This window comes from Gordonia sp. ABSL11-1, from assembly GCF_030315685.1.
Classification (GTDB): Bacteria; Actinomycetota; Actinomycetes; order Mycobacteriales; family Mycobacteriaceae; genus Gordonia.
The window spans coordinates 1-13,473 of record NZ_JASXSI010000026.1; the positions used below are offsets into that span (position 1 = coordinate 1).

General features: G+C 65.6%; 16 protein-coding genes and 2 pseudogenes. 8 read left to right on the forward strand and 10 right to left on the reverse strand.

The features are described from left to right. Positions 1-21 precede the first annotated feature (21 nt). Positions 22-663, reverse strand: coding sequence for an MBL fold metallo-hydrolase (locus QSJ19_RS22260; protein ID WP_286323189.1), 642 nt, complete (start codon positions 661-663; stop codon positions 22-24). A 75-nt stretch (positions 664-738) separates the two neighbouring features. After that, positions 739-943: pseudogene (locus QSJ19_RS22265) on the reverse strand (hypervirulence associated TUDOR domain-containing protein). Between the two features lie 203 nt (positions 944-1,146). On the opposite strand from QSJ19_RS22265, the gene QSJ19_RS22270 reads away from it, so the two are divergent. The 3 genes from QSJ19_RS22270 to QSJ19_RS22280 are packed head-to-tail and all read left to right on the forward strand — an operon-like array spanning position 1,147 to position 4,923. After that, entirely contained in the window at positions 1,147-2,400 is a 1,254-nt protein-coding gene (locus QSJ19_RS22270) for an ATP-grasp domain-containing protein (RefSeq protein WP_286323191.1), read from the forward strand. Next, on the forward strand, positions 2,397-4,457 hold the full coding sequence (locus QSJ19_RS22275; RefSeq protein ID WP_502876317.1) for a hypothetical protein: 2,061 nt from the start codon (positions 2,397-2,399) through the stop codon (positions 4,455-4,457). The genes QSJ19_RS22270 and QSJ19_RS22275 overlap by 4 nt, the downstream gene beginning before the upstream one ends. Position 4,458: 1 nt before the next feature. Then, positions 4,459-4,923 (forward strand): DoxX family protein, encoded by a 465-nt coding sequence (locus QSJ19_RS22280; protein WP_286323192.1) that lies wholly within the window; start codon positions 4,459-4,461, stop codon positions 4,921-4,923. A 198-nt stretch (positions 4,924-5,121) separates the two neighbouring features. On the opposite strand, the gene QSJ19_RS27060 is transcribed toward QSJ19_RS22280, so the two are convergent. Then, positions 5,122-5,262 (reverse strand): hypothetical protein, encoded by a 141-nt coding sequence (locus QSJ19_RS27060; protein ID WP_502876318.1) that lies wholly within the window; start codon positions 5,260-5,262, stop codon positions 5,122-5,124. Between the two features lie 17 nt (positions 5,263-5,279). Between QSJ19_RS27060 and QSJ19_RS27065 the strand changes: the two genes are divergently transcribed. The 4 genes from QSJ19_RS27065 to QSJ19_RS27080 are packed head-to-tail and all read left to right on the forward strand — an operon-like array spanning position 5,280 to position 6,605. Continuing rightward, entirely contained in the window at positions 5,280-5,741 is a 462-nt protein-coding gene (locus QSJ19_RS27065; protein ID WP_502876319.1) for an amino acid permease, read from the forward strand. A 29-nt stretch (positions 5,742-5,770) separates the two neighbouring features. Next, entirely contained in the window at positions 5,771-5,866 is a 96-nt protein-coding gene (locus QSJ19_RS27070; RefSeq protein WP_502876320.1) for a hypothetical protein, read from the forward strand. Further along, on the forward strand, positions 5,863-6,444 hold the full coding sequence (locus tag QSJ19_RS27075; RefSeq protein ID WP_502876321.1) for an APC family permease: 582 nt from the start codon (positions 5,863-5,865) through the stop codon (positions 6,442-6,444). The genes QSJ19_RS27070 and QSJ19_RS27075 overlap by 4 nt, the downstream gene beginning before the upstream one ends. 29 nt (positions 6,445-6,473) lie before the next feature. Further along, entirely contained in the window at positions 6,474-6,605 is a 132-nt protein-coding gene (locus QSJ19_RS27080) for a hypothetical protein (protein ID WP_502876322.1), read from the forward strand. A gap of 94 nt (positions 6,606-6,699) precedes the next feature. Here the strand turns inward: QSJ19_RS27080 and QSJ19_RS22290 are convergent, their stop codons facing one another. From QSJ19_RS22290 to QSJ19_RS22315, 6 genes and pseudogenes are all read right to left on the reverse strand, one after another. Continuing rightward, on the reverse strand, positions 6,700-7,131 hold the full coding sequence (locus QSJ19_RS22290; protein ID WP_286323193.1) for a VOC family protein: 432 nt from the start codon (positions 7,129-7,131) through the stop codon (positions 6,700-6,702). Positions 7,132-7,227: 96 nt separating this feature from the next. After that, complete coding sequence (locus QSJ19_RS22295) at positions 7,228-8,454, reverse strand: oxygenase MpaB family protein (protein WP_286323250.1); 1,227 nt, start codon at positions 8,452-8,454, stop codon at positions 7,228-7,230. Positions 8,455-8,536: 82 nt separating this feature from the next. Beyond that, positions 8,537-8,695, reverse strand: a complete 159-nt coding sequence (locus QSJ19_RS22300; RefSeq protein ID WP_286323194.1) for a hypothetical protein — start codon at positions 8,693-8,695, stop codon at positions 8,537-8,539. Positions 8,696-8,820: 125 nt separating this feature from the next. After that, positions 8,821-9,558, reverse strand: coding sequence for a hypothetical protein (locus QSJ19_RS22305; protein ID WP_286323195.1), 738 nt, complete (start codon positions 9,556-9,558; stop codon positions 8,821-8,823). 20 nt (positions 9,559-9,578) lie between these two features. After that, a pseudogene (locus QSJ19_RS22310) lies at positions 9,579-10,016 on the reverse strand (transposase); the annotation flags it as partial. 49 nt (positions 10,017-10,065) lie between these two features. Next, positions 10,066-10,917, reverse strand: coding sequence for an alpha/beta fold hydrolase (locus QSJ19_RS22315; RefSeq protein ID WP_286323196.1), 852 nt, complete (start codon positions 10,915-10,917; stop codon positions 10,066-10,068). A gap of 93 nt (positions 10,918-11,010) precedes the next feature. Between QSJ19_RS22315 and QSJ19_RS22320 the strand changes: the two genes are divergently transcribed. Next, positions 11,011-11,664 (forward strand): TetR/AcrR family transcriptional regulator, encoded by a 654-nt coding sequence (locus QSJ19_RS22320; RefSeq protein WP_286323197.1) that lies wholly within the window; start codon positions 11,011-11,013, stop codon positions 11,662-11,664. Between the two features lie 165 nt (positions 11,665-11,829). On the opposite strand, the gene QSJ19_RS22325 is transcribed toward QSJ19_RS22320, so the two are convergent. Beyond that, the gene (locus QSJ19_RS22325) at positions 11,830-13,425 is read right to left on the reverse strand and encodes a bifunctional AfsR/SARP family transcriptional regulator/alpha/beta hydrolase (RefSeq protein ID WP_286323198.1); all 1,596 of its coding nucleotides are present in this window, start codon (positions 13,423-13,425) and stop codon (positions 11,830-11,832) included. Positions 13,426-13,473 lie beyond the last annotated feature (48 nt).

The following is a 13,473-nucleotide window of genomic DNA, read 5'->3' on the forward strand; positions in this document are numbered from 1 at the left end:
AGAGCGGCCTCCGGGAAGCCCTCAAAGGTCACGGCTCTCACCCAGTTCGAGGACGTCGAGTGGTGTCCCGGTCAGCGAGTCGGCGCCCAGGAACATGCCGGTCGATGCCTTCCCGGTGTCACTGAGCATCACGTCATGGATGGCGATGCTCCGGTCGGGTGCGAGTGCGCGCACGTAGTCGATCGCCTGTTCGGTCGAGATCCACGGACCGCTGACCGGCAGCAGGAGCGTCTCGACCGGGCGGCCGGGGTTCAGGTACGCATCGCCGGGGTGGAAGACGGTTCCGTCGATGAGGAATCCGACGTTGTCGACCAGTGGGATTTCCGGATGGATGACGGCATGGTCGGCGACGAAGGTCTCGACGGCGAACCCGGCGATGTCGAACGATCGGCCGCTCGCCACCGCGTGGACCCTGTCGGCAACGTCGGACAATGCGCCTGCGATCGAGGCGGGCCCGTACAGGTGAAGTCCGGCACGGTCTTTCATCGCACCGACGATCTTCTCGGCATCGAAATGATCGAAGTGCTCGTGGGTGATCAGCACCGCATCTGCCGAGGCCAGCAACTCGGCGGCGTTCGGGGTGAACGTGCCCGGGTCGATCAGGAGTGTCGTGTCGCCTTTCGTCAGGGTGACGGTGGCGTGGGTGTGCTTGGTGAGACGCATGAGACCTCCATGGGCACGCCGGGGATGATTCGATGACGTGTCGACTCTAGACCTCGCGGACGTCGACCCCGCGTCTCACTTCTTCGTCAGCGACGACTCCTTGTGAGCGGCCTTCGCGCCGGTCTTCGACGATTCGACGATCCAGTAGGGGTCGTCTTTGCTCGCGTTGAATTTCTGACCGTCGAAGGTGAACTCCGACGTCCGTTTCTCGCGGGCATGCCCCTCGGTCGTGCCCTGCGAGGTGTTCCACTGCACTGGTGTCGCCCGTGGTGATCGCCATGTTCCGCCCCTCCGCGTGGGGTTTTCGTGTGGTTGTGCCGTGACGAGTGTTCCCCCGCGCGATGCACTGAAACACATCACCGGAACACGGTGGTGAAGCACCCCACCGGAACACAGCGTCGAGACGCCGAAAATCCGACTCTGTACCGTTGGGAGGGACCAGAGATCGCATGAACCGCGCACGACCTGAGCGAGAGGACATGCATGACAACACCCACCAAGTCGGCCACGAAGTCGCCAAAAGACCTGGACAAGGGCTATGTGGCCCTGCTCGGTTGGAGTCTCGGGGCCATCGAGGCCCTCGACCGATTCGACCGACGATACGTCGTGGTCGCACCCGAATGGGCTGAGGAATACTGCTCGGAACACGACATCCCATACCTGCCGTGGAACTTCGAACGTCTGAACGATCGATCCCTGGAGATCGCCGAGACCTTGCAGGACAGAGGCGTCGACGTCGCGATCCCGCTGTTCGAGGAGACTGTCGAGTGGGCCGGCGCGATCAACTCGGTGCTGATGAACAAGCCGCGGCTGTTCGGTCAGGCGATGTTGTTGCGGGACAAGGCGCTGATGAAACGTCGGGCGCAGCTGGGCGGGATCCGGGTGGGCATCTTCGAGGAGGCACACGATCGTGAAGACGTGATCCGCTTCCTGCGACGCGTCAACCAGACCCTGTTGAAGCTCGACGGCGACCCCAATGACCCGATCCACCTGAAGGCCTTCGACAAGGCGGGCTGTCTCGGGCACCGCGTCATCCGGACGCCAGACGAGGTGGACTCGATCCCCGACGAAGAGTTCCCGGTCCTGATGGAATCTCATCTGGACGGTTGGGAGTTCGCAGTCGAAGCGTGGATTCACAACGGGAAGATCAAGTTCCTCAACATCTCCGAGTACGTCACTCTCGGCTACTCGGTGTTCGTCCCCGCCACACCGGAACTCGAGAAGTACCGACCGCAGATCACCGCGCAGATCGAGAAGTTGATCAAGACCTTCGACATCGACTTCGGCTTCGTTCATCCGGAGTACTTCGTCACCAACGACGGCGAGATGTATTTCGGGGAAGTGGCATACCGCCCGCCGGGCTTCAAGGTGTTCGAATTGCTCGAGCGCGCATACGGATTCAATGCGTATCAGGCCCTCGTCCTCGCCTTCGACCCGAAGACCACCGAGGAGGAGATCGACGCCTTCTTCCCGCGCGAGGTCGTCGACGCGGCCGGTGTCGCCGGTTGCTTCGGCGTCTATCCGCGCCGACGGGTGGTGTCGCACCTCGAGATCCCCGAGGCGACCGCCGACGACGACTACTACGAAACCCACGATCTCGCACCGCCCGTCGAGGAGACGGTCACCAAGCGCACGGCCTTCGGGACTCACTGGGGTCTGCTGTACTTCTTCGGTGAGGATCCCTACCGGATGCGGGACCTGTTGAAAGAGCAGGAAGAGCTTGACTTCTACGTATGAGCGCCGCCGGGGACATCGTCGAACCCGAGACGGTCGACGACCAGGACAGCGAGGTGCTCGTGTCGTCGTCGGCCGACGCCGATAAGGCTCTTGCCTCACGGCTGGATCAACTCGACCATGCCGTCGCCGCGATGCGGGATGCGCCCGACTACGCGAAGTCCGGCAAGGTGCGCCGGGTGCTGGACTCGCTGCGTCGTGTGTTGTCGCGTGACGGAGGCTGCGCCGAGATCTGCCGTCGCGCTGCCGAACTCGATGCGGCCGGTGTGTTCGCGGGTACGGACTGGGACCAGCCCGACATCCTGATCCCGGCGCTCGCCGGGGGAAGTCTGCGCAGCGAACACGTTGACACCGTGGTCCTCGAGGTGACCAGCGAACTCCGGATCCTGGCCATCGCGATCGGTGATCACGCTCGTCCCGACATGTCCGCGGACGATGCGCGACGGTTCCTGTCGCAGATCCTGGCCATGAACCTCGAGTTGCTGCTGAGTGCGCCCTCGGAAGCCGAGCGGGTGCAGCAGGGGAAGACGTCCACGCTGAGCCGCACGGTGTTCGCCTACATCGTCGAGCAGATCGGACTCGGTGACGTGCTCGATCAACTCGTCGACGAGATCTGGCGCATCCTGCGGCAACGGCCCATCCAGGTCGATCATGTGAAGGCGATGATCACGCGGATCGCCGTCTATCGCAACGAATCCGACGTCGACCTCGGCACCTCGGCACAGGGCCTCGACCGGCTCACCACCGCCCTGTTCGGGCCGACGGAGGCGTGTCGCGACGACCCCGGTGTCGACCTCTACCTGTCGAGGCTGGCCGCAATGGATGCCGAGGGGCTGGAGTTCGAGGCGCGCGGACTCGCCCGTGCCATGCACGACACCGGGCTGGTGTCCGCCTATCACGCCACGCTCATCGGGTACCTGGTCGACGAGAACGTGCACCTGCTACCGGAGGCACTCGGAGTGTCGGAGGTGGGCCGCACCTGTCTGCTGCGGTATCCCGATCTGGTGCACGAGTTGATCCTTCGCACCGTGCATCCGCACAGCGCGCAGTGCGTGTACGGACTGTCGCTGCTGCTCGACCGCGGAACCCTTTACCAGCCGCCGGTCGTGCCGTCCTTGTGGCGCCAATTGTCGCTGAAACTCTCGCCCACGGTTCGCGAGCGGCTGCACTCTGCTTTCGGACCGGCGGTCGAACCCGAGGCACTCCTACTCGGTGGTCTGCTCTCGATGCTGGGCCAGCCGCTGGGGGTCGGTCAGGGCGACAACCCCACCTGTCAGTCGGCGCGCGCGTTGTCGATGTGGGCATACAACGATCCCGATTACCTGACGCAGGTGGTGGCGTGGGCGGCGCGCGACGACGAGGTGATCGCCCACTTCGAGGGACAGCCGATCTCGTCGGTGAAGAGCGTCGGAGGGGTGGCGAACGCCGATCCCATCGATCTCGATCCGGTGTCCCTCCTGGTGGTGCCCCACCTGGATCGCATCTACGCCGAGATGGTCCGCCGCTGCGCTGACCGACCGGGCGATCCGCACCGGTGGGTGAACCCGGAGTTCCACGGTTGGTGGTCGGCGCGTGGCTTCCGCATCAACGTCGATGTCGAGACGGGCGATCTCATCGATCTCGACGACTTCATCCGGCAGTTCTATGCCGCGTACCACCCAGACCACAACGGGCACCAGCCATTGATCCATCCGCAGCCGGCCGGTGTCGCCGTCACCGACAGCGCCGCTCGCTATGTCGGCTGGCACGCGATCACCATCCTCAGGGTCGCGCCGGACACGAACGGCGACATCCGCGTCTACTTCTTCAACCCGAACAACGACAGCGGCCAGGACTGGGGCGACTCGGTGGTCGTCGGCACCGCGGGCAACGGGGAACGTCCGGGCGAGGGTTCACTCCCGTTCGAGCAGTTCGCCTCGCGGCTCTACATCTTCCATGCCGATCCGCTGGAGGACGGGGCCGTCGACGGTGTGCCCGCCGATGCCGTCCAGCGTGTCGTCGGCTACATCGAACGCAGCTGGGGCGTCGGGCGCATGGGCGAGCAGCCGGTCGGGGAGTGAGATGACAACGCTCCCGCGGCCCGACGACACCCGGCAGCCGCGGGGCCGAGTGATCGCACGCATCCTGCTCGGCATCGTGTTGATTGTGGCCGGTATCGGCCACCTCACCGCACAGCGCGCCGAGTTCCAGGCCCAGGTGCCCGACTGGGTGCCACTGGACAAGGACTTCGTGGTGCTCGTCTCCGGGGTCGTCGAGATCGCGCTCGGTCTGGCACTCATCGCGCTACCTCGATATCGGGCGATCGTGTCGCTGGTGGTCGCGGTGTTCTTCGTCGCGGTGTTCCCCGGCAACGTCCATCAGTACGTCGCACACATCGACGCCTTCGGCCTGGACACCGACACCCAGCGGCTGATCCGGTTGTTCTTCCAGCCGGTGTTGGTGGTCTGGGCCTTGTTCGCCGGTTTTCTGGGATGGTGGCCGCGGAGGTCGGAGCGCGGACGGGTCGACGCCACCGCCTCGGACTAGACACCGCCAGTACCCCAGGCTGCTGTTCGGCTCGCTCGGCGGACCATCGGGCAACCTGACCACCTCGACTCGCACCCACCGAACGCCCGGCCACCTCACGCATTCGCCGTTAGACTCTGCGGGTGTCCGCTCTTCTGGGAATCACTCCCGACGAGTCGCTGCGCAAGGGACTCCAGAGCCGTCACATCTCCAGAGCCGTCACATCAGCAGAGCCGTCACATCAGCATGCTCGCGTTTGGGCGGCGCCATCGACACCGGACTCTTCGTGGCGTCCGGTGCGACCATCGCCGACGCCGGCCCGGGCGGCGCCATCGCCGACGCCGGCCCGGGCGGCGCCATCACCGCGTACCTGCCTCATGGGTGCCATGGTGTTCTTCCTCATACAGAGTCTGGGCGAGATGTCGGCGTACATCCCGTGCAGCAATCCGTTCGAGGAGTATGGAAAGCGGTTCGTCAGCAAGTCTTTCGGGTTCGCTGCCGGGTGGAACTACTGGCTCAACTGGTCGATTACCCTCGCTGCCGAGCTGGTCGCCGCCGGGCTGATCATGAAGTACTGGCTGCCCGACGTGCCGTCGTGCATCTGGTCGGTGGTGTTCCTCGGCGGTCTGCTCGCCCTCAACCTGTTCGCGGTCAAGGCATTCGGGGAGGCCGAGTTCTGGTTCGCCACCACCAAGGTCATCGCGGTGGTCTTCCTGGGCGTGGGTGTGCTCCTGGTGCTGGGCGTCGTCGGCGACATGCCCTCGCCGGGATTCAACAACTGGACCGTCGGCGACGCCCAGTTCGTCGACTGGCCGGTCGGCATGCTGTCGTTCTCCTGATCGCCGGTTTCGCCTTCCAGGGCACCGAGATGATCGCGGTCGCCGCAGGGGAGGCCGACGAGCCGAAGACCGCCATTCCCCGCGCGGTCCGCACCGTGTTCGTGCAGATCTGCTGTTCTACGTGAGAACGCTGACGATCATCGCCTTCCTGATCCCGTACACGGATCCGAACCTGTTGAACGCCTCCGAGCAGAACATCGCGATCGCACCGTTCAGTCTCGTGTTCTCCCGGGCCGGTATCACGGTCGCGGCATCGATGATGAACGCCGTCATCCTGATCGCGATCCTGCCGGCGGGCAACGCGAGTCCGTTCGCCGCCACCCGCGCGCTGTACGTCCTGTCCGTGGAACGCAGTGCACCGCGCATCTTCTCGTGGGTCACGCGGTCGGGCGTGCTGGTGATGGCGGTGGCCGCCACTGCAGCCATCGGCGCACTCTGCTTCTCGGCCAGCAAGGTGGGCGATGGCCGTGCGTACGTATGGTTGGTCACCGCGTCGTCGGTCGCCGGATTCATCACCTGGATCGGAATCGCCTGGGCACACCACCGTTTCCGTCGGGCGTGGAATCTGCAGGGCCGTGATCTGGACGTCGCGCCCTACAAGGCGTGGCTGTATCCTGCCGGTCCGATCATCGCGCTGTTGATGTGCGTGGCCGTCATTGCCAGAACCTCAGCGCGATCCGGGGCGGCAGCGCCGCGAATCTGAAGCTGGGCTGACGGCTACGCGCCCTGATCGTGTTCCTGGGCCTGTGGTGGGGACACAAACTGATCACCCGCGAGCCGACGGTGGACCTGCTCGCCGCCGATCTGTCACCCACGTCGGCGGCGTCTGCGCACCGCGATCCCGATCCCGAACCGATCCACTGATCACGACAGCCCGCGCCGACAGAGAGGTTGCCATATGGTCCGGCCTGCGGACCATACGGCAACCCTGGGCGCGGTGTCGGTCTGACCGCAGCGCTCAGCCCTCGGCGGCGCCCTGCACCGGCTCGGCTCCGGCTGCTGCCGCGGGATCCATCCACATGATCTGCCACGAGTGGCCGTCGAGGTCGCTGTAGCTGCGCCCGTACATGAACCCATGATTCTCGGTGTCGCCCGCCGTGGCACCGGCCGCGACGGCGCGGTCCACGAGTGCGTCGACGCCGTCTCGACTCTCGGCATCGAGGCAGACGATGCACTCCTTCGTGGTGGTCGCATCCGCGGTCGAGGCCGGGTGAAACGTGTCGAAGTAGTCGCGCTGCAGCAGCATTGCGATCATGTTCTCGCCGAGGACGAGCGAGATGGTTTTGTCGTCGGAGAACACCTCGTTGAAGGTGTAGCCGAGGTCGGTGAAGAACGCACGTGAGCGGGCGACGTCGGCCACGGGCAGGTTGACGTAGATCATGGTGTGCATCGGGTGCCTCCTCTGTGCGGCGTGCCCGTTCTCGGGCGCTGTCGGATACAGAGACATCGCCCGACGCCGAAACTCATCGCCGCGCGCGGAGCGCACTCACCGCCGCAACTGCGACGGCGCTGCGAATTCCGCCGGACGTTCGGATTGCCAGGCGTGCCAACGTTCCCAATTGGCCACCGACCGCGCCTGGAGTCGCGTGTCGACGCCGGGAACGATGCGACGCACGACCTCGCCGATCAATCGTGCCGGCACCTGAGCGAGCAGCAGTCCGACGCCGACCCATCCGCCGGGGAGATCGAAGCGTCGTCGGTTCTGCGGCAGCATGAATAGCCGGGCATAACCGGATTGGGTCTGCAGGTGATACCAGGCGCGCAGTCGGTCACGACGACCTGCGTCAGGGCGCGGCGCGAAACCCGGAACGAACGATTCGACGAGTTCGGCTCCGGCAGAGCCGGAATCGTGCGAGCGCGTGGCGTCGAACAGATAGAGCAGACGAAGCCCGTCGGAGATGGTACGCGGATAGATGTCGTCGACGCGGACACCGAGCAGGTATCCGAGGTACCGGTTGAACACCAGCGATGACTCGAGTTCGGCCTTCGACGTGATGTACCCCAGTCCGTACAGGCCCATCGCCGGTCCGACGCTGCCGCCGAGCAATGTCAGCATCATCTCGCTCTGGCTGATCGGCAGACCCCACCGTTCGTCATCCCACTCGTCATGACGACGAACCCCGGCACGGACGGACACGTGCATCACGCGAACCCGCATGGTGATGGCGCGGGCGAGACTGCCCGGACGGAGGATCGCACCGGGTCGCGAGACCTCGATCCACCAACGACTCGTCTCGAGATAGCGATTCAGCGCACGCTCGCCGGCGTAACCTCCGGCCAGCGAAAGCGGCACTGCCAGAGATCCTTCGGTGTAGGTGTCCATCGTGCCCGCGTTGCCGACACCACCGAGTGCGTAAGCCCATCGTCGCCACACCGCGGCCCCGGCCGCGATCTGCTCCGGCTCGGCCCAGTCGGGCAGCGAGTCGAACTCGACGAACAGATCGCGCATCGAGGGCGGTGCGTCGTCGACGGCATCGATTCCCTTGTCGAGCGCGCGGTCGAGCAGTTCGCGGGCGGCCTCTGGGCCGAGCTCGCCGCGGTAGGTCTCGGCGACAAACCGTTCGGCCGTCGGATCACCCGCGCTGAGTAGCTCGCCGTACCGCTGGGACGTGCGGTCGTCGGGGAGCAGGTCGACTCCGGTGACCTTCAGCACGCGATCACGCAGTCGTGCGTGGGCGGTGTCGCCGAGTGGCCATCGGTAGGCGGTCGGCAAGGAGTATGTGGAGTGGGCCGCCGTTGTACTGGTGTTTGAGATGATCTTCTGATTTCGTCTCACGGCCCCACCGTAGCGGATCTCATCGGGTGAGATCGAGCTCGGCAGCGGTGCCGGCGTAGACGGGGACCGGCGGGGCACCGCCGGGGTGGTGGCCGAACTCGCAGGTACCGGCGTGCTCGGGGTCGCCGTCGAGCAGACCAACGCGCTCGATCTCGCGCCCGTGGATGAATCCGGCCACCGCGTGCCCGGCCTCGTGAAACTGCGACCGCGAGCTGTGCCCTGTCGACGGTGGGTGGTCATTGTCGGATCTCCTGACGTCGGGTCTCGGTGAAGTAGGCCGACCGGCGTTCGGCGCGGGTCGGGTCACGGTCGAGGCCGATAGCTCGGTCGACGCACGCCCGGCAGCGCGCACCGTGAACGCTGCCCTTCCAGGTGAGGCACGGGCCGCCGCAATCCCAGCAGGTCACAGCGCCATCCCCCAACCTGCGCAGCTCGGCGTCGGGGTCGAGCGGCGGGGCGGTGCTGGCCGAGGTCGACGCCTCCCGCGCCCGCTCGACGCCGCGCTCGGACGACCCCGGCGGCGCCGTCGAGGCCGCGCAGGACGTCGACCAGGCGCTCGCTCGCGGTGTCGAGGCCGCGACGCTCACCCGGTCTCACAGCTCGCCCGAGCAGCGCGGCGAGATCGTCACTCACCTGCGAGGCGTAGGCGACCAGCGCCGCCGACCACTCGCCTGTGTCGAGGTCGTCGAGGGTGACGACGGGCGCGGCGGGTCGCTGCGCCCGATCGGTGAGCATGGTCATGGCTCGTCGAAGGTCCGACAGGTCGGCAATGTGCGCGGTACGCTGCGCCGCATCGGACTCGGCCAGCAGCGCGACGGCGACGAACACGACCTCGGCCACCGCGTCGTTCACAGCCGACATGGCCAGCCGGTGCGTGTGCGGCGTCGGCGATCCGGCCACCGCCTCGGCCAGCGGGGCGCAGATCTCGGCGACCTCGGCGGCGAGATCGAACCCGCCGTCGAGGACGACCGTCAGGCGGCGACGCCGCCGCTCGCGGTTGTCGGCCTGCGAGAACTCGCGACTCCGGAGGGATATTGTCAAGACCTGTGGATGAGCGAGTCTCAGGTGGCCTCCTCGGTGTCTGGAGTGGTGTTGGGTTCGACGAGTTTGCCCTTGTTGAAGGTGGCGCCGGCTCGGACGAGCGCGACGAGGTGGGTGCGTTGACTGCCCGCCATGTCGACTGGGCGGCTTCGAAAAGCCTGCAGGCCATCGCCAAATCTGCGGCGCGAGATCCGCGGCCTTTGGTGACCTTGGTGCGCAACCGGACGGTCGCGAAGGTGGACTCGATCGGGTGTGTGGTGCGCAGATGCACCCAGCGCTCGGCCGGATACCGGTAGAACTCCGGCAACACGTCGAGGTCGTCGATGATCTTGGCCACTGCTTTCGGTACTTGGCCCCCATATGCCTGTTCGAACTTGGTGGCCGCGGTTCGGGCGTGGGGCTTCGTCCTCGGCGTTGCAGATTTCCTGCATCGCTTTGATCGCGTTCGGATGCGCTGCGAACCGGTGTGATCGTGGCCATCAGCGCGTCAAGCCCAGTCCGCCAAGATCAGCGTGAATCGGTGTGAATATCGTTGCCGCGGTTCAGGTGCTGTCGCAGGAACGGTATGACGTGGGCGCGTACGCTCTCGGGATCGTCGAGATGCGGGTAGTGGCCGCTCGCGGGCAGGATCACGACCTTCGCCTCCGGGAATGCGACTCGCTGGTCCGCCTTGCCGACTGGTACGAATTTGTCGTGACCACCCCAAATCACGAGTGCGGGACGGCTCAATCGTGATAGCGGTTCGATGAAGGGTGCTCCGACGTCGACGGGGTTGGCCTTGTACATGCGGTGGAGCGCACGACGTTGCCCGCGGTCGAACTCGGCTTTCCATCCGCGAACCGTAGCGCGGGGGACCACGTCGTAATGCGCCATTATCGGCTGGATCGCCAGGCGTCCGAACCGTTCGGCAAGCGCTCCGATGCCCGGCGTCCGAAACAGCCGGCCGACGGGATGCCAGGCCCGCATCTGGTTGATGATCCCGGTATCGAGCTGCACCGAACTCGCGAAGGCGTCCGGATGATCGACCGCCCACGCCAGGCCACTTCCACCGATGTCGTTCATCACCAGATGTACCCGGTGAATTCCCAACGCCGTGATGACAGAGCCGATGTAGGTGGCGTAGTCGGCCACGGTGTGGCCGAAGTCATCGGGGCGGTCAGCTTCTCCGTAACCGGGCAGATCGAAGGCGACCACCCGGCCGATCGCGGCGACGTCACTCAACAGCGCACGCCAGGCATCGGCGCTTCCAGGCGCTCCGTGGAGAAAGACCGCTGCCTCGGATGCTCCGGGATCGCCTCCTTGTAGTACGCGAGTTCGAATTCCGTTGACGGTGATGAACCGATAGTCCAACGGTGTCATTCCTTTGGTTCCTTCCCATGGACGAATTCTGAGACTGCGTAGTGTCAGTTTTAAACAGGAACTGGGCGGTGTCAATGCGATAGGGTCGACGCGATGTCGACAGTTCCCCCGGCGCGAAGGTATGGCGGCACACCGGCAGCGCAGCGTGCGGCCGAGCGACGCGAGCGATTGATCACGGCGGGCATCGAGGTCTTCGGCACACTTGGGTACCGGGCGGCGACAGTGGAAATTCTGTGTCGGCACGCTCGGCTCACGAAGCGGTATTTTTACGAATCCTTCTCCGACAGTGAGGAGTTGTTCATCGCGTGCTACCTGCGCTGCGCCGACGAGGTCCAGGCCCTGCTGGTTGGAGCCGTTGCGGAGGCGCCGCCGGATGACGAATCTCGTCTACGTGCCGCAATCGAGGCCTACTTCGCCGCGATTGCTGCGTACCCGGAGCGCGCGCGCATCACGCTGCTGGAAGTCACCGGAATCAGTCCAAAGGTCACCGAGTCTTACCGTGGGCAAACCCGCCGCTTTGCTGAGTCGATCGAAGCACTCGGCGCACAGGCATTCGCGAGCAGCGGCATGTCGCCGACAGAGATGCAACTCGTGGCGCTGGGCGTCCTGGGGGCAACGACCACCATCGCCACCCAATGGCTACTCAACGATCGAACCCCACCCCGGGCGCAAGTCGTGCTGTCCGCCTGTCTCATCGGCGTGGCGATCCTTCGGCAGATCACTCAGCGGAATCCGGATCTGTCCTGAGGGCGGTGTCGGCCGATCGTGCACATAGGGATCGACGCGTATCGGAGTCGATGCGACAGGATACCTGGCGCGCCGCACCGGATGGTCGGAGAATCCTCCGAATGAGCTGCGATTGCCATCGCGGCCGGGAATGGCGTAGTGCGGCACCCACGAGTTTGACTGTCCTCACGTGAGGATGAAGTCCCTCGCGTGACCGATCACGGGATTCGCAGCGGCGAACCACACCGCGTCGACGCCGTCGACGAGCTGAAGAGTCGCGTTCGGCAGATGAGCGGCCAGATATCGACTATGCCCCGGGTCTACGTTGGTGCAGGCCCGTCGATGCACTATCAGGACGCGCGTCTCGATGTCGGACAATCTATGTCGAAGGTCGATGGTTGTCGCGGCCATTCTGATCGCGCGCGCAGTCCCCGGACCCGCCCCACGACGACCGATCCGTTCCCACCAAGTGCGGAACCCGGCGTCGGCCGCCAGACTCGGTGCCACCAGCGATGCGGTGTCGACAAGCTGGGTTCGTGTCGGATCGACCGTCTCATCGATGAGATCCCGCGCCGTCACCGGATCGAGACCATGCGGGTAGTCACGACCTCGCCGGTAGCGGGCATAGCAGTTGATCAGCACGCAGCCCGCCACGTCTGCCGGGTGTTGTGCCGCATACTCGATAGCGATCAGTCCGGTGTCGAAGTTGGCGACCAGGAAGGGCTTCTCGAGGCCGGCGCACTCGACCACATTCTCTATGTCGTGAACCCAGCAGTCGAGCGGCGATCGCCGGCCGAGTGGTTCGGACAATCCGACTCCGCGTCGGTCGAGGCAGACCAGGCGGGTCACAGCGGCGAGTTCCTCGTGGGCGGCACGCACATGTGGCTCGTCAAGGATTCCGTCGATCGTGATCATGGCCGGGTTGAGCAGCAGGACATCGGGCCCGGACCCCGAAAGCTCAAGGTAGGCAGTGACACCATCGAGGGTGTACCGGGGAGACTGCGCGACCCGGCCTCGATCTGCGGCCGGCTGAGCGGGCGGTTCCAGCCCGCTCAGCACACGCGCATGCGCAGCGGCCAGTGCGGATCCCGGATCGAGTCCCACGTCGAGCAGGGCGCGGCGCGCGCGGGACACAGCGGCCAACGCTTGCGCTTGCCGGTTCGAACGACTCAGCGCGACGACATAGTCGACCCATGAGGACTCATCCAACGGATCGGATGACGTGATCGCGGCCAGTTCTCCGAGAGCGCGGCCCGGTTGGCTGCCTCGCGCGACCGACGCCAGGTATTCGCGCACCAGTTGCGCCCGTTCGTGCTGCCAGCCGACCAGCAACGCCTGCCCGGCACGTGTCGCGGGAAGTTCGGGATCACCCCGCCAGTAGGCTCGGGCGATTTCGAGAAGCTGTGCGGCAGAGTCTGCTTCGGCGGAGGACAAGCCCCGCGCCTGCGCCCGCAACCGACGGATCTCACCTACGTCGGTGACAGCGTCCAGGCGATAGCCGCTTCCCATGGTGACGATCGAGTCACTGAGCCCGGAGTGGACCAGTGCCTGCCTGATCCGCGAGATGTGGGCGCGCACGGACTTGGGCACCGAGGGTGGCGAATCGTCCCACAACACATCGGCGATTTCGGCCACCGACAGCGCGGCCGGGGCGTGTAGCGCGAGCAACGTCAACACCGCACGCGCCTTGCGTTCGAGCGCCAGTCGTGGCTCCCCGGCCGCATTCGCCCAGTCCGCGGTATCGACGACGCGTGTGCCTCCCAGCACGCCGATCACAGTCACACCACCAGTGTCACCCCATCACCGCATCCAGACCACATCCGATTCGGG